The following is an 18,576-nucleotide window of genomic DNA, read 5'->3' on the forward strand; positions in this document are numbered from 1 at the left end:
AGCCCGTCCTGCAAGCTCAGCGCGCGTAGCGCTTCTGGAACTTGTCGATCCGGCCGCCGGTGTCGATCACCTTGTGCTTGCCGGTATAGAACGGGTGCGATGCCGAGGAGATATCCACCTTGATCAGCGGGTATTCCTGGCCGTCTTCCCACTTCACGGTCTCTTTCGAGCTCATGGTGGAACGGGTCAGAATCTTGAAATCGGACGTCACGTCGTGGAAGACGACGTCGTTGTAGCTGGGATGAACGTTATCTTTCATGGACTTGGCGCCGGGCTGCCTGGATAAGCCGGGCATTATAGCGGCCTCCAGACGCCCGGCGCAAGATCACCCTAACCCGCCGCCAGCGCCGCCCCGACCAGACCGTAGAACTGCCGGCGGTCGTACTCCAGCAGCAGGTTGGCATTGTCGGGCGCGCCACCCTGCCGGTTCCAGTCCACCAGGGTCATCCCGCGGGTATGCGTACCGGTCAACTCGATATGGACCGGACGCTGCTCCAGCCGCTGGGCGCCTTCCGGGTGCAGCGCGAACGCCATCGCCAGTGCATCGGCGGCGTACCAGTACTCGCCGCGGCTGTCTTCGGACCACAGGCGGGTCTTGCGCGAGATTTCCTCGTAGAACCGCGCCTGCGCCGAGTCGGCCGCCAGCCATTGCTCGACATCGCGATGCAGCAGGCCGTGGGCGATGGTGGCTTCCCAGTCGGCCACGTCGAACTGTGGAAAGCCGCGGAACACGATGTGCGCCGCTTCCGGGTCGAAGCCGATGTTGAATTCGGCCGCCGCGGTGATGTTGCCGTGCCCGGTCAGCGCCCCGCCCATCACCACCAGCCGCGCCACCCGCTGCGGCAGGGTCGGATCCAGCGTCAGCGCCAGCGCCAGATTGGTCAGCGGACCGAGTGCCACCAGCAGCAGCTCGCCAGCGTATTCGTGCGACAGGCGCAGGATGGCCAGCGCGGCGTGCTCGGTCTCGGCAGTACGCCTGGCCGGCGCCAGGCCGACATCGCCGAAACCGTCGATGCCATGCACATGCGCCGCGTCCACCGACGGGTGCAGCAGCGGCTGCGGGCAGCCTGCGTAGACCGGCACATCCTCACGCCCGGCAATCTCGCAGACCTTCAAGGCATTGCGCACGGTGTGCTCCAGGCCGACGTTGGCGGCGGCGATGGTCAGGCCAACGACCTCATGCCGGGGGTCGTTGAAGGCCATCAGCAAGGCCAGCGCGTCGTCCACGCCCGGGTCGGTGTCGATCAGCAGCGGTATCTTTTTGGTCATGGGATTGGAGATTCGGGATTCGGGATTCGGGATTCGGGATTCGTCGCCGCATCTTCGCAAGGATCAGCGAGGCGCGCGAATCACCGGGACGCCAAGGCGGCAGCAGCCTTGCCTTTACGATTCCCGATTCCCGATTCCCCAATCCCCGCCGCTCAAGCCGCGGCGTAGCGCACCGCGCTGCCGATCCAGCGCGCGACCACACGGTCGGCAATCTCCGGCGCGTCGGCCAGCAGCCGCTCGGCAAGCACCTGCACGCGCGGCAGCAACCCGGCATCGCGGGTGAGATCGGCGATGCGGAAGCTGGCCAGGCCGGTCTGGCGGGTGCCCAGCAATTCGCCGGGGCCGCGCAGCTCCAGATCCTTTTCCGCGATCACGAAGCCGTCGTTGGTCTGGCGCATGGTTTCCAGGCGTTGCCGCGCCATCATCGATAGCGGCGCCTGATACAGCAGCACACAACTGGACGCGGCCGCGCCGCGCCCGACCCGGCCGCGCAACTGGTGCAACTGCGCCAGGCCCAGGCGCTCGGCGTTTTCGATGATCATCAGCGAGGCGTTGGGCACGTCCACGCCGACCTCGATCACCGTGGTGGCGACCAGCAGGTCGGTGCGGCCCTGCTTGAAATCCAGCATGGCTTTCTGTTTTTCGGCCGCTTTCATGCGCCCGTGCACCAGCGCCACACGCACCCCGGGCAATTGCGCGGACAGGGCTTGGAAGGTGACCTCAGCCGCCTGCGCTTCGATCCTTGGCGGGCCGCTGGGCGCGCCCTTGCCGGGCTCCTCGCTTTCTTCGATCAGGGTGCAGACCCAGTAGGCCTGACGCCCTTCGGCGCAGGCGGCGCGGATGCGCTCGACCAGCTCCGGCCGACGCTCGGCACTGAGCACGATGGTCTGCACCGGCGTGCGCCCGGGCGGGAGTTCGTCGATCGCCGAAACATCCAGGTCCGCATAGGTGGACATCGCCAGGGTGCGCGGAATCGGCGTGGCGGTCATCACCAACTGATGCGGCACGCTGCCGGCAGCGGCCCCCTTGTCGCGCAAGGCCAGGCGCTGATGCACGCCGAAGCGGTGCTGCTCGTCGATGATGGCCAACGCCAGATCGTGGAAGACCACCGCCTCCTGCATCAGCGCATGCGTGCCGACCACCACCTGCGCCTGGCCGGAGGCCACCTCGGCCATCGCCGCGGCGCGCGCCTTGCCGGTGACCTTGCCGGCCAGCCAGACGATGCGCACGCCCAGCGGTTCCAGCCAGCCACGCAGATTGGTGAGGTGCTGCTCGGCCAGCAGCTCGGTCGGCGCGGCCAGTGCGACCTGCTTGCCCTGCTCCACCGCCAGCATCGCCGCCAATGCCGCAACCACGGTCTTGCCGCTGCCGACATCGCCCTGCACCAGCCGCAGCATCGGCGATGGCTTGGCCAGGTCGCGGGCAATCTGTGCGAACACGCGCTGCTGCGCGCCGGTGAGCTGGAACGGCAATGCCGCACGCAGTTGCTGCACCAGGGTGCCGTTGCCCGGCAGCAGCGGCGCGCGGAAGCGTTGCAGGGCGATGCGCTGGCGGCGCAGGCTGAGCTGATGCGCCAGCAGTTCTTCGATCGCCAGACGCTGCTGGGCCGGATGCCCACCGGCGAGCAGTTGCTGCGGGTCGGTGTTCACCGGCGGGCGATGCATGGTCAGCAGCGCGGCGCGCAGCGAGGGCAGTTGTTGGTCCTGCAACCAGTGCGGCGGCAGCAGTTCCAGCGCGGCCTCTTCCGGCAACCGCTCCAGCGCCTGGCCGATGAGCTTGCGCAGCGTGGCCGGGCCCACGCCTTCCAGGACCGGATAGACCGGGTCCAGGCTGTCACCCAGCACGGCATCCTCGCCAGGTGCCAGCACACGGTAGCTGGGATGCACGATTTCCCAGCCATTCTGTCCCGGCTTGGGCGTGCCGAACACCCGCAACCGCGTGCCCGGTGCGAACTGCGCCACCTGCGCGGCGCGGAAATGGAAGAAGCGCAGCACCACGCTGCCGTGCGACTCGTCCGAGACCGCCACGCGCAACACCGGGCGAAAGCGGAAGCCGCGCTCCACCGCGTCCACGCGCCCCTCGATCTGCGCCGGCACACCGCTCTGCAACTGCGCGATCGTGGTCAGCCGCGTGCGGTCCTCGTAGCGCAAGGGCAGATGCAGCCACAGATCCTGCAGCGTCAAGATGCCGCGCGCAGCAAATTTCTCGGCCACTTTCGGGCCGACGCCGGGCAGGCTGGCAAGCGAGGCCTGGCCTGCGACGGCCAGGCGCGGGGTGAGGGTCGCTGCGCGCGGCACGGCAGGGCGCTCGGGTCAGCCGAGCTGGATCAGTCGAGCACCATCACCGCATCGACCTCGAAGGCGGCGCCCTTGGGCAGGCCGGAGACCTCGATGGTCGAACGCGCGGGGAACGGCGCCTGGAAATACTCCTGCATCACCGCATTGACGGCGGCGAACTGGCCCAGATCGGTGAGGTACAGGCCCAGTCGCACGATCCTGTCGAGCGAGCCACCGGCCGCTTCCGCAACCGCCTTGAGGTTGTCGAACGCGCGGCGTGCCTGCGCGCCGATGTCGCCGGGCACGATCTCGCCGGTGGCCGGGTCCAGCGGGATCTGGCCGGAGAAATACACGGTGTTGCCGGCGCGCACGGCCTGGGAATACGGACCGATGGCGGCAGGCGCCTGATCGGTATGGATGATCTGGGACATGGGAACTCCACTGCAAAGGTGTGTGCAGCAGTTTAGGCGTTTGTGCGGATTTGCTCGACTGTTGCGCACGATCTTGTTGCGACGCGTCTTGCAAAGCTCGCTGGACACCGTGCTGCCGTGTCAGACAGATTGCGCGGCAATGGCGGCGTGGAGCTGGACCATGCACGCGTACGACGCATGCGACGTGCTGTCGCACCAGACGTGAGGGGGTCGACTCTCAACGCACGCCCTTCCCTGGCGCGGCCTCGGTGTTGCCTGTCGGCAGGATATGGAATCCTTACTGCCGCCCCACGCTCTGCACCACATGCAGCCGCCGCAGCCGGCGCATCACCTCGGCCAGATGGCGGCGGTCGCGCACCTGGATGTTGAAGCGCAGCACCGCGGCGTTGAAGTCGCGGTCCAGGTAATCCACCCGCTCGATATTGGACTGGCTTTGCGCGATCGCCGCGGCCAGCTGGGCCAGCACGCCGGTGCGGTTTTCCACCTCGACGATCAGGGCGGTGTCGTAGTCGCCACTGACGCTGGAATCCCAGTCGATCGGCACCCAGCGCTCGGGCGACTTGCGCAGCTCGGCCAGGTTCGGGCAATCCAGGCGGTGCACCACGATGCCCTTGCCGGCGGTGTGGTAGCCCATGATTTCGTCGCCGGGAATCGGCTGGCAACAGTTGGCGAAGCTGATCACGCCACGCTCGCTGCCGTCGATCAGGATCTTTTCGTGCGAATGCTTGGAGTGGCCGCCACCGCGCAATTCGGCGTAGGCCATCAGCGCCTGCGCGGCCTGGGTCGGCATCCAGTTGCCCAGCGCCACATCGGCCAGCAGCGCTTCCAGACGTGGATAGCGATGCTCGGTAAGGAAGGCATCCAGGCGCCCCTTGGGCAAGCGTTCCAGCGAGCTGTCCATCGCTTCCAGCGCGCGATCGAGCATGCGGTGGCCGAGCTGCACGGCATCTTCGTGTTCGAGTTGCTTGAGCTGGTGGCGGATCGCGGTACGCGCCTTGCTGCTGACCACGAACTCCAGCCACTGCGGCTTGGGCGTGGCCGAGCGCGCGGTGATGATCTCCACCGCCTGGCCGCTGACCAACTTGGTACGCAGCGGCACCAGTTTCTTGTCCACCCGCGAGGCGACCGCGCGGTTGCCCACGTCGGTGTGCACCGCATAGGCGAAATCCAGCGCGGTGGAGTTGCGCGGCAACGCCAGGATCTTGCCCTTGGGCGTGAACAGGTAGACCTCGTCCGGGAACAGGTCGACCTTGACGTTATCCAGGAACTCCAGCGACGAGCCTGCCGCGCGCTGCGAATCGATCAGCTCCACGATCCAGTCGTGCGCACGGCTCTGCGCGCTGTTGGGCGAGGCCGAGCCGACCTTGTAGGTCCAGTGCGCGGCCACGCCGCGTTCGGCAATCAGGTCCATCTCCTCGGTGCGGATCTGCACCTCGATCGGCGAGCCATACGGGCCGAACAACACGGTGTGCAGCGACTGATAGCCGTTGGCCTTGGGAATGGCAATGAAATCGCGGAAGCGCCCGTCCAGCGGCTTGAAGGTGGCATGCACCGCGCCCAGCGCGTGATAGCAGTCGGCCACCGAGCGCACCACCAGGCGGAAGCCGAACACATCCATCACCTGGTCGAAGGACTTGTTCTCTTCGTGCATCTTGGAATAGATGCTCCAGGGCGTCTTGATGCGGCTGACCAGGCGATGTTCCAGCCCTTCCTTGGCCAGCCGCTGCGACAGCTGCACCTCCACCTGCGCCATCGATTCGCGCCGCACCACCGGCTGGCTGCGGATATGTTTTTCGATGATGGCGTGACGCCACGGATACAGCGCGCGGAAGCCCAGGTTCTGCAGCTCGGACTTGATCAGGCTCATGCCCAGGCGCTGGGCGATCGGCGCGTAGATCTCCAGCGTTTCGCGCGCGATGCGGCCGCGCGCTTCGCTGCTCTGCGCGCCCAGGGTGCGCATGTTGTGCAGACGGTCGGCCAGCTTGATCATGATCACGCGCAGGTCGCGCGACATCGCCAGCAGCATCTTGCGGAAGCTTTCCGCCGCCGCTTCCTGGCGGTCGCGGAACTTGAGCTTGTCCAGCTTGGTGACGCCATCGACCAGCTCGGCCACCGCCTCGCCGAATTCCGAGGCCAGCTCTTCGCGGGTCAGCGGGGTGTCTTCGATGGTGTCGTGCAGGATCGCGGCGATCAGCGATTCCATGTCCAGGCCGAGCTCGGCGAGCACGCCGGCCACCGCGACCGGATGGGTGATGTAGGGCTCGCCCGACTTGCGGGTCTGGCCGGCATGCGCGCTGGCGCCCACTTCCCAGGCACGGCGCAGGATCGGCAGCTGCTCCTTGGGAAGGTAGCTGGCCGCGCGTTCGAGGTGCAGGACGTAGTCGGGGATGGCCTGGTCGGAAGACGGAGACGTCACGACGGTCGCCTGGGCAGTGGGGCCTGGGTTCATGCCGGAAGACTATGCCAGCAACGCAGTCACGGCAAACGTTTGCACGCTGCACGCTGCAACGCGGGCCTGAAACGGAAACAGCCCGCACGTGGCGGGCTGTTCAGATCGATCGCAGCGATGCGGACGATCAATCGTCGTTCTTGGACATGTCTTCGTCGGCGACGACTTCGGCAGCGGCCCATTCCAGCGCTTCGCGCTCGGCACGCTCGCGCTCGGCCTTCTCGACCTCGTCGATCAGTGCGTTGTCGATCCGGCGTGCGGCGATTTCGCGCAGTGCCATCACGGTGGGCTTGTCGCTGGCGTCGGCATTTTCAATCAACGGCTGCACGCCGTTGGCGAGCTGACGGGCGCGCTTGGACGCCATCATGACCAGTTCGAAACGGTTGTTCACGACTTCCAGGCAATCTTCTACGGTAATGCGGGCCATGCGGGCTCCCGGCGACCAGCAACGGCCGCGCATCGAATGAGGGAAAGGGGGCGGAGTGTACGCCCCGGCCGCCGTCACGGCAACCTGGGCCTATTCAGTTTCCTTTGGAATCAGGGGTTTGAGCCGCTCAGTCCAGCAGGGCCCGGATCAGCTCCGCATGCCGCTGTTGCTGCGCCTGCCGGCGCAGCCGGCTGGCGGTGAAGATCGCACACATCTCCGAGACAGCCGTCTCGAACGTCTCGTTGATGATGACGTAATCGAATTCCTCGAAGTGCAGCATCTCTTCGCGGGCGGCAGCCAGGCGCTGCGCCATCACGTCCTCGCTGTCCTGGCCGCGCTTGCGCATGCGCTCGTCCAGCGCCTGGCGCGATGGCGGCAGGATGAACACGCTGACCGCGTCGGGCACCTTCTGGCGCACCTGGCGCGCGCCCTGCCAGTCGATCTCCAGCAGCACGTCGTGCCCGGCGGCCAGCTGGGGCTCCACCGATTGGCGCGCGGTGCCCTTCCAGTCGCCGTGCACCAGCGCATACTCGAAGAAGTCGCCCGCCTCGATCATGCCCTGGAACTCGTCGGCGGAGACGAAATGGTAGTGCTCGGCATGCCGCTCGCCCGGCCGCGGCGCGCGCGAGGTGAACGAGATCGACAAGGCGATCTTGGGATCACGCGCCAGGGTGGCGTTGACGATGCTGCTCTTGCCGGCGCCGGAAGGGGCCGCAACGATATAGAGAGTGCCGCGCATAGGGTCAGGGATTCGGGCTTGGGGAGTCGGGATTCGCAAACGGGCTGCGGACCGGTACCACCGGGGTCGATATGCTACCGGTATTGGCCGCGCCCCGCTGAAACCCGGGATGGCCCTCGACCAATCCCGAATCCCCAATCACCACTCCCGGCTACTCGATGTTCTGCACCTGCTCGCGGATCTGGTCGATCAGCACCTTCAGATCCACGGCGGCGTTGGAGGTGCGGCTGTCCACCGACTTGGAGCCGAGCGTATTGGCTTCGCGGTTGAATTCCTGCAGCAGGAAATCCAGGCGGCGGCCGACCGGCTCGCGCTGCCGGAGCACGCGGCGGATCTCGGCGATGTGGCTGGACAGGCGGTCGAGCTCTTCGTCCACGTCCAGCTTCTGCAGCCACAGCACCAGTTCCTGTTCGGCGCGGCCCGGGTCCACCGGATGCGGCAGATCGGCCAGGCGTGCGGCCAGCTTGGCGCGCTGACCTTCGCGGATGACGGGAATCAGCGTGCGTACCTCGGCGGCGATGCGTTCGATCGCATCGACCCGCTCGCTGATCGCATCGGCCAGCTTGCCGCCTTCGCGCTCGCGCGCGGCCACGAAACTGTCCACCACCTCGTCCAGCAATGCCAGGGCCTGGGCCTGCAACGCCGGTGCGTCCACGTCCTGCACCTGCAGCACGCCGGGCAGCTGCAGCAGATCGGTGAAACCCACCTGCAGCTTGGGGAACATCCCGTCAAGGCGGGTGGCCAGGGCGCCCAGCTCCTGCAGCAGCGATTCGTTGACGGCCAGGGTCTGCGCGTTGTCCGGCGCGCGCAGGCGCAGCGCAAGATCCAGTTTGCCGCGGCTGTTTTTCGCCGCCACGCGCTCGCGCAGCAGCGGCTCCAGCGCACGCAGTTCTTCGGGCAGGCGCACGCCCACTTCCAGAAACCGATGGTTGACCGAGCGCAGCTCGCAACCGAGCGTGCCCCAGGGCGTGATGCGTTCGCCACCCGCAAACGCGGTCATGCTTCGAATCATCGTCAGTCCCGTACCTTCAAAGCGCGAATGGTACCCTAGCGGCCCGCGCTGGCTGACCGCCCCGCCACGCGCCGCCCCAGACCCACCTCCCGACTTCCGGACTCATCGCATGACCTTTTCCCGTCCCAGCGGCCGCACGGCCGACCAGCTGCGCCCGGTGCGCATCGAACGCGCCTTCACCCGTCACGCCGAAGGCTCGGTGCTGGTCAGCTTCGGCGACACCCGCGTGCTGTGCACCGCCAGCGTGGAAAACCGCGTGCCGGGGTTCCTGCGCGGCAAGGGCGAAGGCTGGGTGACCGCCGAATACGGCATGCTGCCGCGCTCCACCCACACCCGGTCCGATCGCGAAGCCGCGCGCGGCAAGCAGGGCGGGCGCACGCTGGAAATCCAGCGCCTGATCGGCCGCGCACTGCGCGCCTGCGTGGATCGCAATGCCCTGGGCGAACGCACCATCACCCTGGACTGCGACGTGCTGCAGGCCGATGGCGGCACCCGCACCGCCGCGATCACCGGCGCCTACGTGGCGCTGGCCGATGCGGTGAACCTGCTGCTCAAGCGCGGCGACATCAAGAAGCATCCGCTGATCGGCGCCGTGGCCGCGGTGTCGGTGGGCATCTATCGGGGCGAGCCGGTGCTGGATCTGGATTACCCCGAAGACAGCGACTGCGACACCGACATGAATGTGGTGATGAACGACGGCGGCGGCTTCATCGAGCTGCAGGGCACCGCCGAAGGCCACGCCTTCCGCCGCGACGAACTCAACGCGCTGCTCGCCCTCGCCGAACAAGGCATGAGCGAGCTGTTCGCCCTGCAACGCGCTGCGCTGGCCGGATGAGTCGACGCATTGCCCTGACCACCTTGCTGGTCGCCGACTACGATGCGGCCATCGCCTGGTACACCGGCGCGCTGGGTTTCCAGGTGCTGCAGGACCGCCCGCTGGACGATGGCAAGCGCTGGGTGGTGATCGGCCCGGGCGGCGCACAGGAGGCCGCGCTGCTGCTCGCGCGGCCGGGCGACGACGCCCAGCGCGCGCGCATCGGCGACCAGACCGGTGGGCGGGTGGATCATTTTCTCTACACCGACGACTTCTGGCGCGACCACGCGGCAATGCAGGCGTTCGGCGTGGAATTCCTGGAAACCCCGCGCGAGGAACCGTACGGCACGGTCGTGGTATTCCGCGACCTGTACGGCACCAAGTGGGACCTGCTGGAGCCCAAGCAATGAAACACCTGGTCCTGGCCAGCGGCAACGCCGGCAAGCTGGAAGAACTGCGCGCCATGCTCGCCGACCTGCCGCTGCGCATCGTGGCGCAAGGCGAGCTCGGTGTGGAGGACGTGCCGGAAACCGGCCTGACCTTCGTCGAGAACGCCTTGATCAAGGCGCGCCATGCCAGCGTGGTCACCGGCCTGCCCGCCCTGGCCGACGACTCCGGCCTGATCGTCGATGCGCTCGGCGGCGCACCCGGCCTGTACAGCGCGCGCTACGCCGGCAGCCCGACCGATGCACAGGCCAACAACGCCAAGTTGCTCGATGCCCTGCGTGAGGTGCCGGCCGAGCGCCGCAGCGCGCGGTTCTACGCGGTGATCGTGCTGCTGCGTCACCCGGAAGATCCGCAACCGCTGATCGCCGAAGGCAGCTGGGAAGGGGTGATCACCACCGAACCGCGCGGCACGGGCGGCTTCGGCTACAACCCGGTGTTTCTGGATCCGGTGCATGGCCTGACCGCTGCGGAAATGGATACCGCGTTGAAGAACCGGCTGAGTCACCGTGCGGTGGCATTGGCCACGTTGCAGCACAAGCTGCACGCCCTGTCGCTGTGAACCATGGCCTGATGCAGTGCCCGACCTGATTCCACCGCCGCTGTCGCTGTACGTGCACCTGCCCTGGTGCGTGCGCAAGTGCCCGTACTGCGACTTCAATTCGCATGCGGCCAAGGGCGTGCTGCCGTTCGAAGACTATGTGGATGCGTTGATCCGCGACCTGGATGCGGACCTGCCGCTGGTGTGGGGGCGCGTGGTGCATTCGGTGTTCTTCGGCGGCGGCACCCCGAGCCTGTTCCCGCCCGAGGCGATCGACCGCTTCCTGCAGGCCGCCGCCGCGCGGCTGCGCTTTGCACCGAATCTGGAAATCACCCTGGAAACCAATCCAGGCACCGCCGAGCATGGCCGCTTCGATGGCTATCGGGCCGCCGGGGTGAACCGCCTGAGCTTCGGTGTGCAGACCTTCGACGACGTGGCGCTGCAGCGGCTCGGCCGCATCCACGACAGTGCCCAGGCCGAGCGTGCAATCACGCTGGCGCAGGATGCCGGCTACGACAATTTCAACATCGACCTGATGTATGCATTGCCCGAGCAGACCCTGGCGCAGGCCGAGCGCGATCTCGAACGCGCGTTCGCGTTGCAGCCCACCCATCTGTCGCATTACCAGCTCACGCTGGAGCCGAACACGGTGTTCTTCGCGCGGCCGCCCAAGGGCATTCCCGACGACGATGCGGCCTGGGATATCCAGGAACATTGCCAGCGCCTGCTGGCCGAGGCCGGCTATGCGCAGTATGAGGTGAGCGCCTACGCCAGGCCCGGGCGGCAGTGCGCGCACAACCTCAATTACTGGCGCTTCGGCGATTATCTGGGCATCGGCGCCGGCGCGCACGGCAAGATCAGCTCCGGTGCCGAACAGCATGTGTTGCGACGCTGGAAGCACAAGCACCCGCAGAGTTACCTGGCCAGCGCCGGCAGCACGGCATCGATTGGCGGCGACGAGATCGTGCCGCGCGAGCGGCTGCCGTTCGAATACATGCTCAACCTGTTGCGCCTGCACGAGGGCTTCGCGCTGCGCGACTTCGAAGTCTCCACCGGGCTGGCGGCGTCGGTCATCGAGCTGCCGGTGGCGCGCGCGATTGCGCAAGGCTGGATGACCGCGCAGGACGGACGCGTGGTGCCGACCGAGCTGGGCCGCCGCTTCACCAATGACGTGGTCGAGCTGTTTCTTGCCTGATCGCGGCGATCGCGGCGCGGCACAGCAGTCAGCACGCCGCGCCATGATCGGTAGCGCACGCGACGGCACTGGCGCGCAGATCCAGCGAGTCGTGCCATGCGCGCCGTCCGCGTCAGAGTGGCGACCGGATCTTGCCAGGCACGTCTCGCGGCCGCGCGGTCGCTGACCGATGGGAAAACATGCTACATAACGCACGCCTCGCACCGAGCCCGCCTTCACGGATGTCCACTCCCGCCTTTTCCCTGCAGCACACGCCCAGCGGCCCGATCGCCGATGCGCCGGTTTCCGTGCGCGGGCGGCACCTGCTTGCCGCGCTGCACGCGCACTGCGTGCAGGCGCTCAGCGGGCCGCTGCGGCTGACCGTCGTGGAGCTGGAACGTGAGCTGCTGCATCAGGCCGAGCATGCACGCAGCAGCCAGATCCAGGCCGAAGCCTATGCGCAGATGCGCGGCCTGCGCGATCACATCGATCTGTTTCCGCAGGCGTTCCTGCAGCAGCTGGCGCAGGACCTGGCCACGCTGCGCGATCGCCCGTCGCTGACGCCGGCAGCCGACGCATCAGCGCAAGCGCATCCGCAGATGCTCACCCTGGTGGAAGACACCGATATCGACCGCGATATCGTGCTCAGCGAGATTGCCCGCCGCGAGACCTCCCGCCGCACCGATGCGCTGCAATTGCTGGCACAGCGATTGGCAGTAATCGGCGCGGTGCCCGAATTCGAACTGGAAGCCGTGCCGCTGGGCCCGTACGCCGTGTGCCGCGTGCTGCGCCAGTGCGGCCAAACGTTGGGATTGAGCCTGGATGGGCAGCTGACGCTCTACCGCGTGTTCGAGCGTCAGGTGATCGAGCGTTTGAACGATCTGTACGAGCGTGCCAACGGCGCACTGGCGCAGGAAGGCATCCTGCCGGGACTGATCTATCACCCGTATCTGGTCAAACCCACCCAGGTGCAGACCCGGCGCGCCGCGCCTGCATCAGCCAGCGCAGCGAAGGATGCTGCGGCCACCAGTGGGCGCGCGATGCCGCCGCGCAGCGGGCGACCTGCAACCGGCTGGAGCGGGCAGTCCGCACCGACGCCGTGGCAGAGCGCCTTGCTGGATCCGCCCGCTGTTCCGATGACACTGGCAACGGCCACCTACGGTGAGCAGGCGACACCTGCACTGAGCGATGCAGTGCTGGCGCTGGGCGGCCTGATGGCGTCGGCGCGGCAGTCGCAGGCGGCCGGCGAGGTCGGCGCAGCGGCGACTCAAGACGCTGCACAGAACGGCGCAGCACCTGCGACAGGCACGCAGGCAACACCTGAGAAAGCATCGGCCCAGCGTGCCTCCTCGGCCGTGCCCAAAGCCGCCCTCGGCGACGCACTGGCCAGCCTGCAGGGCGCGCTGGCGGCCCAGGCAGCGGCATCGCCGCAGCCTGCCGGCATCGATGCGGTGCAGCGCCAGGTGCTGGCGTTGCTGCGGGCCCAACACGGCCCCGAGGCTGCGCTGTCGCCGCAGGACACCGACACCTTCGATCTGCTCGGCCTGCTCTACGCGCAGATGCAACGCGAGGTCCGCCCGCAGACCCCGGCGCAGGCCCTGCTCGCCAAATTGCAGGTCCCGGTGGTGCGCGCGGCGTTGGCCGATACGCATTTCTTCGTGCGCGACCAGCACCCGGTGCGCGAATTGCTCAACACCGTGGCCGAGTCCGGCGCGGTCTGGCTGGGCGAGGACGATGTCGACCCGCAGCTGCTGCACAAGCTGGGCAGTGCGGTGGACAGGATCGTCACCGACTATCAGGGCGACGAGGCCGTGTTCGCCGCGGCCAACGACGAGATCCAGACGCATCTGCGCACGCTGGCCCGCAAGGCCGAGGTCGCCGAGCGGCGCCATGTGGATGCGGCGCGCGGCAAGGAGCGGCTGGAGTCGGCCAAGCAGCAGGCCGAGGCGCGCATCGAGCAACTGTGCGAGCAGAGCGCCCCGCCGCGCTTCGTGCAGGCGCTGCTGCGTCAGGCCTGGTCGGACGTGCTGACGCTGACGCTGCTGCGCCAGGGCGAGCAGTCGCCCGAATGGGACGAGCGTCAGGCGCTGACCGCCCGCATTGCCGAAGTCACCTGCCGCAGCAAGGGGCAACCCGCCGACATCGCGCTCGGCACCGAGATCGACACCGCGCTGCTGCAGGTCGGCTACCACCACGATGAAGCGGCGGCGATCGCGCGGCGCCTGTCCACGCCCGGTGGCGAGGACGAGATGACCTCGCGCACCGAACTCACCGCCAGGCTCAAGACGCGCACGCGGCTGGGTGACCAGGGCGACAGTGCGCCGCGCAGGGATATCGCCACCGCGCGTTCGCCAGCCGAGGAGGCGTGCTACGTGCAGCTGCGCAGCCTGCCGTTCGGCAGCTGGTTCGAATTCGTCATCAACCAGCAGGGCGACCTGCGCCGGCAACGGCTGTCCTGGTATAGCCCGATGACCGACAACGCGCTGTTCGTCAATCAGCGCGGACAGAAGGTCGGCGAGCACTCGCTCGATGGCCTGTCGCGGCTGATGGCTGGTGGCCAGGCACGCCTGCTGGTCGAAGAGAAATCGCGCCTGATCGACCGCGCCTGGCACGCCACCGTGCGCACGCTGCGCAGCCTGGCCGGCCAGGCGCCCGCTGCCGAGGCCACCCGATGATCCAGGACACCCGCCGCGCACCGCGCCGCCAGCCGTCCGACCTGGTACCGGTGACCGACATGCTCAGCGAGGCGCAGATCGGCCGGGTGGGCAATGTCTCGGAGACCGGCATGCTGCTGCTGGCCTCGGTTCCGCTGCAGGACGATGCCCTGTATCAGTTGCGCTTCAGCCTGCCCGAGCGCATCGGCCGCGCCACCGAGATCGACGTCGGCGTGCACCTGTTGTGGACCGAAGCCGCGCACGCACCCGGACAGGCCTGGGCCGGCTTCCGCTTCCTGACCGTGTCCGAGCCGCATCGCCAACGCCTGCGCGCCTGGATCGCCGAAGAACACATGCTGGGCTGAAGGACAGCATCACCACGATTACGGCAAAATCGCGCCCTGTCTTTGCATTGCCGATCGAGTCCCGCATGCCCCAGCCGTCCTTGAGCCACCTGTATTCCGACCACCTGCGCACGCTGACCGCGCGCGCCGACGAGGCGCTGCAACGCGGCGGCTTCGACCACCTGGTCGTGCCCAGCGGCAGCCTGCATTACCAGGTGTTCGACGACCGCGATTACCCGTACGCGGTCAATCCGCAGTTCAAGGCCTGGGTGCCGCTGACGCGGGTGCCCGACAGCTGGCTGGTCTACACCCCGGGCAAGCGCCCGACGCTGATCTTCTGCCAGCCATTGGACTATTGGCATGTGGTGCCCGACGCCCCCAGTGGCTGGTGGGTCGAACATTGCGACATCCACATCATCCGCACCCCGGACCAGGCAGTGGCGCTGCTGCCCAGGCAGATCGAACGTTGCGCCATCCTGGGCGAGGCGCAGAGCGCGCTCGGTGCCTATGTGCCGAACAATCCGCAGCCGGTGCTCGATTACCTGGACTACCAGCGCGCCTTCAAGACGCCCTACGAACTGGCCTTGCTGCGCATCGCCCAGCAACTGGCGGTACGCGGCCATCGCGCGGCCGAAGCGGCCTTCCGCGCCGGCCAAAGCGAATTCGGCATCCACATGGCCTATTGCGCCGCCGTCGGCCAGGACGCCACCGAGCTGCCGTACGGCAACATCATCGCGCTCAACGAACACGGTGCAGTGCTGCACTACACCGAGCTCGGCCAGCAGCCGCCGCAGCCGCTGCGCAGCTTCCTGATCGATGCCGGCGCGTCGGCCTACGGCTATGCCAGCGACATCACCCGCACCTATGCCGCCGACCCCGGCAGCGAATTCCAGGCGCTGATCGATGCGGTCGATGCCGCGCAGATCCGTATGGGCCAGAACGTGCGCGCCGGGGTGGATTACAGGCAACTGCATGTGGATGCGCACCTGGCTTTGATGGGCATCCTCAAGGACTTCGGCATCCTCACCGTGTCGCCGGAAGCTGCGCTCGCCACCGGCGTCAGCGCCGCGTTCTTCCCGCACGGCCTGGGCCATCTGATCGGCCTGCAGGTGCATGACGTGGCCGGTTTTGCGGCCAGTGACCGCGGTGGGCGCATCGAACGCCCGGACGGCCACCCGTATCTGCGCCTGACCCGCGTGCTGGAACCGGGCATGGTGGTCACCATCGAACCGGGCGTGTACTTCATCGACATGCTGCTGGACGAAGTGAAGAAAAACGGCCACGCCGCCAGCATCGACTGGGCACGCGTTGCGCAGTTCACACCCTACGGCGGCATCCGCATCGAAGACGAGGTGGTATGCACCGATGGCGCCGCTGAAAACCTGACCCGCCCGGTGTTTGCCGCCCCCTGAGTCATTTTGCACAGCACGGAGCATTGCCATGCACGATCCACGTCAACCCTCGCATCCCGACCACCCGATGTACCAGCAGATCCAGCGCGGCGTGCATGCAATCGATGCGGCACATGGACGCGCACCCGACCAGACCAGTGACCGGCTCAGCGCAGCGCTGCTGCCGCTGGCCAAGGAAGGCGGCCTGTCGCGCGTGGACCACGTGCTGATGAGCGAGGCCAACCACCGCGGCGTGCACGGCGGCGAAAACGTCTTCGTGGTGCAGGGCGATCCGGCCAACCCGGCGCATCTGCGCGCGCACATGAAGACCGAGCAGGCATTGCGCACGCCGGAAGAACAGTCGTTCGCGCGCGCGCAGCAGCTTTCCGCATCGAGCGAGCAGGTCCAGCAGCCCGAGCGCACCCAGACGCCGCAGCTCAGTCAATAGCACGGCCTTGCAACAGACGGCCCGGCGCAGCATGCCTGTGCGGCGCCGGGCAGAGCGTGACTTGAGCGACAACAACGCCGGCGCAATCGCACGCGCCGGGCAATCGGAACACCACCTGTAGTGCGCGCGTTGCATTGCAGCGCAATGCAACGATGCGCGTCAGGTCCGCTCACCATCGGCGTTGCCGCGCCCTGCGCCCAACGCGTCGCGATCCGCCATCTCCGCTTCGATCTCCTCGGCGCTGCGTGCCAAGGCATCGGTCAGCACCCGATGACCCTCGGCGGTGATCAGTACATTGTCTTCGGTGCGGATGCCGATGCCGCGCCACCTGGCCTCCACCGTGGTGTCGTCGGCGGAGATATAGAGGCCCGGCTCGATGGTGAACACCATGCCGGGCTCGAGCAGACGCGAGTCGCCGGCCAGCCGGTAGTCACCCACATCGTGCACATCCAGCCCCAGCCAGTGGCCGGTCTTGTGGCGATAGAAGCGTTTGTAATGGCCATCGGCGATGTTGCGCTCCAGCTTGCCCTTGAGCAGGCCCAGCTGCAGCAGTCCTTCGGTCAGGGTCTGCACCGCGGCCAGATGCCCGGCTTCGTAGGCCACGCCGGGGCGCGCCTGTGCAAGTGCGGCAGCCTGCGCCGCGCCGACCAGATCATGCAGCGCGCGTTGCGCGGGGGTGAAACGGCCGTTGACCGGGAAGGTGCGGGTGATATCGGCCGCGTAGCCGCGGTATTCGGCACCGGCATCGATCAGCACCAGCTCGCCATCGCGGCTGCGCGCATTGTTGGCGCGGTAATGCAGCACGCAGGCATTGCTGCCGGTGCCGACGATGCTGCCATACGCCGGCCACGCATCGGCGGCGCGAAACGCGCGCTCCACCTCGGCCTGCAGTTCGTACTCATGCATGCCCGGCCGCGCCATCCGCATGGCGGCGCGATGGGCGCGCACGCTGATGTCGGCAGCGTGTTGCATCAACGCGATCTCGTCGCGCGACTTGAACAGCCGCTGCTCGTGCAGCAGATGCCCGAGCTCGAGGAATTCGTGCGGCGGCTGCGCGCCGTGGCGCACCTGCTCGCGCACGCGCTTGAGCCAGCCGATCAGCTTGAGATCGAAATCCACGTCGCGCCCGAAGTGGTAATAGACGCGGCTGCGCCCCTCCAGCAGGCCCGGCAGGATCTCGTCGACATCGTCGATGGGATACGCATCGTCCATGCCGTAGCGCTCCACCGCGCCTTCCTGGCCCTCGCGCGGGCCATCCCAGGCTTCGCGCTCGGCATCGCGCTCGCGGCAGAACAGGATCGCCTCGCCATGCTTGCGGCCCGGCACCAGCACCAGCACCGCCTCCGGCTCGGGAAAGCCGCTCAGGTACCAGAAATCCGAATCCTGCCGGTACGGGTAGTGGGTGTCGTGGCTGCGCACCCGCTCGGGTGCGGCCGGCAGGATCAAGATGGCCTGATCGCCGGCCATCTGCATCAGCTGCTTGCGCCGACGCGCGTACTCGGCCGCGCCGATCCCGGTGAGCTTCTTCATGGCGCAGACGCGGTCAGTTCAACCGTTGGCGGAAGCGCGGCCCCATCACGCAGTCGCCATGCAGCAACAGCACCGCCACGCGCACGAACTCTTCGATCTCGGCCAGGGCGGTGTCGTCCTCATCGGCCGCATCGAAATCGTCGCTGGACGCCTGCGCCAGCCGCGCCAGGTCCTGCAGCGCCTCCTCCCCCTCTTCGGTCAGTGCCGGGCGCTGCTGCGCCGCCAGGCCGAAGCCGCCCAGAAAGGCGCGACACCAGTCGAACAAGGCATCGGTGCGCGCCGCCAGCGGTGCGCCGTCGTCGATCAACAGCAGCTCGAAGGCGAAGTCGCGGTCTTCCAGCTGCGCCACCGTGGCCTGACGCATCTGGTCCAGCGCCCCGCCCTGCCTGGGCGCCACCTGCGCGGTGTCGGCCAGGATGCGCGCCAGCCAGTCGCCGCTGTCGGCACCCCCGCCGGAAAGCCACCCGCACAATCCACCATGCAACTCCGCTGCGGAGGAAGCCAGCTCCAGCTGGCGACTTTCGTTTTGCACGGCGGTTACATCGGGCAGATCCATCGGGTCATCCAGGCTGAGAACGGAAGGTACCGGCACGGGCGCCGGCGATGTGACTCCCCAGTGTATCAAGGCACCCT

General features: G+C 67.7%; 18 protein-coding genes. 8 read left to right on the forward strand and 10 right to left on the reverse strand.

Annotated elements, in window-relative coordinates; all coding sequences use genetic code 11:
* Nucleotides 1–16: 16 nt before the first annotated feature.
* The 8 genes from H7A87_RS15500 to H7A87_RS15535 form a co-directional block, all read right to left on the reverse strand.
* Nucleotides 17–259: a type B 50S ribosomal protein L31 gene (locus H7A87_RS15500; protein WP_024938126.1), complete on the reverse strand. Its 243-nt coding sequence runs from the start codon at nt 257–259 to the stop codon at nt 17–19.
* 71 nt (nt 260–330) lie between these two features.
* Entirely contained in the window at nt 331–1,269 is a 939-nt protein-coding gene (locus H7A87_RS15505) for a nucleoside hydrolase (protein WP_119127481.1), read from the reverse strand.
* A 152-nt stretch (nt 1,270–1,421) separates the two neighbouring features.
* Nucleotides 1,422–3,566: an ATP-dependent DNA helicase RecG gene (gene recG, locus H7A87_RS15510; protein ID WP_104584758.1), complete on the reverse strand. Its 2,145-nt coding sequence runs from the start codon at nt 3,564–3,566 to the stop codon at nt 1,422–1,424.
* Nucleotides 3,567–3,595: 29 nt separating this feature from the next.
* Nucleotides 3,596–3,976, reverse strand: coding sequence for a RidA family protein (locus H7A87_RS15515; protein ID WP_119127479.1), 381 nt, complete (start codon nt 3,974–3,976; stop codon nt 3,596–3,598).
* Nucleotides 3,977–4,253: 277 nt separating this feature from the next.
* Nucleotides 4,254–6,425 (reverse strand): bifunctional (p)ppGpp synthetase/guanosine-3',5'-bis(diphosphate) 3'-pyrophosphohydrolase, encoded by a 2,172-nt coding sequence (locus tag H7A87_RS15520; protein ID WP_104584756.1) that lies wholly within the window; start codon nt 6,423–6,425, stop codon nt 4,254–4,256.
* A gap of 127 nt (nt 6,426–6,552) precedes the next feature.
* Nucleotides 6,553–6,852, reverse strand: a complete 300-nt coding sequence (rpoZ, locus tag H7A87_RS15525; protein WP_002812428.1) for a DNA-directed RNA polymerase subunit omega — start codon at nt 6,850–6,852, stop codon at nt 6,553–6,555.
* A 127-nt stretch (nt 6,853–6,979) separates the two neighbouring features.
* A complete protein-coding gene (gene gmk, locus H7A87_RS15530; protein ID WP_104584754.1) occupies nt 6,980–7,591 on the reverse strand; it encodes a guanylate kinase in 612 nt (203 codons plus the stop codon).
* A 151-nt stretch (nt 7,592–7,742) separates the two neighbouring features.
* On the reverse strand, nt 7,743–8,603 hold the full coding sequence (locus H7A87_RS15535) for a YicC/YloC family endoribonuclease (protein WP_024938120.1): 861 nt from the start codon (nt 8,601–8,603) through the stop codon (nt 7,743–7,745).
* Between the two features lie 109 nt (nt 8,604–8,712).
* On the opposite strand from H7A87_RS15535, the gene rph reads away from it, so the two are divergent.
* From rph to H7A87_RS15575, 8 genes are all read left to right on the forward strand, one after another.
* Nucleotides 8,713–9,438 carry a ribonuclease PH gene (rph, locus tag H7A87_RS15540; protein WP_024938119.1) on the forward strand — a complete coding sequence of 242 codons (726 nt, stop codon included), beginning with the start codon at nt 8,713–8,715 and terminating at the stop codon, nt 9,436–9,438.
* On the forward strand, nt 9,435–9,827 hold the full coding sequence (locus H7A87_RS15545; protein WP_115677332.1) for a VOC family protein: 393 nt from the start codon (nt 9,435–9,437) through the stop codon (nt 9,825–9,827). Before rph ends, H7A87_RS15545 begins: the two co-directional genes overlap by 4 nt.
* The gene (rdgB, locus tag H7A87_RS15550; protein WP_180496747.1) at nt 9,824–10,423 is read left to right on the forward strand and encodes an RdgB/HAM1 family non-canonical purine NTP pyrophosphatase; all 600 of its coding nucleotides are present in this window, start codon (nt 9,824–9,826) and stop codon (nt 10,421–10,423) included. Before H7A87_RS15545 ends, rdgB begins: the two co-directional genes overlap by 4 nt.
* A 16-nt stretch (nt 10,424–10,439) precedes the next feature.
* Nucleotides 10,440–11,597, forward strand: a complete 1,158-nt coding sequence (gene hemW, locus H7A87_RS15555; protein WP_119127477.1) for a radical SAM family heme chaperone HemW — start codon at nt 10,440–10,442, stop codon at nt 11,595–11,597.
* Between the two features lie 221 nt (nt 11,598–11,818).
* Nucleotides 11,819–14,251, forward strand: a complete 2,433-nt coding sequence (locus H7A87_RS15560) for a DUF1631 domain-containing protein (RefSeq protein ID WP_119127475.1) — start codon at nt 11,819–11,821, stop codon at nt 14,249–14,251.
* A complete protein-coding gene (locus tag H7A87_RS15565) occupies nt 14,248–14,595 on the forward strand; it encodes a PilZ domain-containing protein (protein ID WP_119127473.1) in 348 nt (115 codons plus the stop codon). Before H7A87_RS15560 ends, H7A87_RS15565 begins: the two co-directional genes overlap by 4 nt.
* A gap of 65 nt (nt 14,596–14,660) precedes the next feature.
* On the forward strand, nt 14,661–15,986 hold the full coding sequence (pepQ, locus tag H7A87_RS15570) for a Xaa-Pro dipeptidase (RefSeq protein WP_119127471.1): 1,326 nt from the start codon (nt 14,661–14,663) through the stop codon (nt 15,984–15,986).
* A gap of 28 nt (nt 15,987–16,014) precedes the next feature.
* A complete protein-coding gene (locus tag H7A87_RS15575) occupies nt 16,015–16,413 on the forward strand; it encodes an XVIPCD domain-containing protein (RefSeq protein ID WP_115677336.1) in 399 nt (132 codons plus the stop codon).
* Nucleotides 16,414–16,572: 159 nt separating this feature from the next.
* Here the strand turns inward: H7A87_RS15575 and H7A87_RS15580 are convergent, their stop codons facing one another.
* Complete coding sequence (locus H7A87_RS15580) at nt 16,573–17,943, reverse strand: aminopeptidase P N-terminal domain-containing protein (protein WP_119127469.1); 1,371 nt, start codon at nt 17,941–17,943, stop codon at nt 16,573–16,575.
* A gap of 13 nt (nt 17,944–17,956) precedes the next feature.
* Nucleotides 17,957–18,499 (reverse strand): YecA family protein, encoded by a 543-nt coding sequence (locus tag H7A87_RS15585; RefSeq protein WP_024938111.1) that lies wholly within the window; start codon nt 18,497–18,499, stop codon nt 17,957–17,959.
* Between the last annotated feature and the right edge of the window lie 77 nt (nt 18,500–18,576).

The sequence above is a fragment of the Xanthomonas sp. CPBF 426 genome, assembly GCF_903989465.1.
Classification (GTDB): domain Bacteria; phylum Pseudomonadota; class Gammaproteobacteria; order Xanthomonadales; family Xanthomonadaceae; genus Xanthomonas; species Xanthomonas euroxanthea.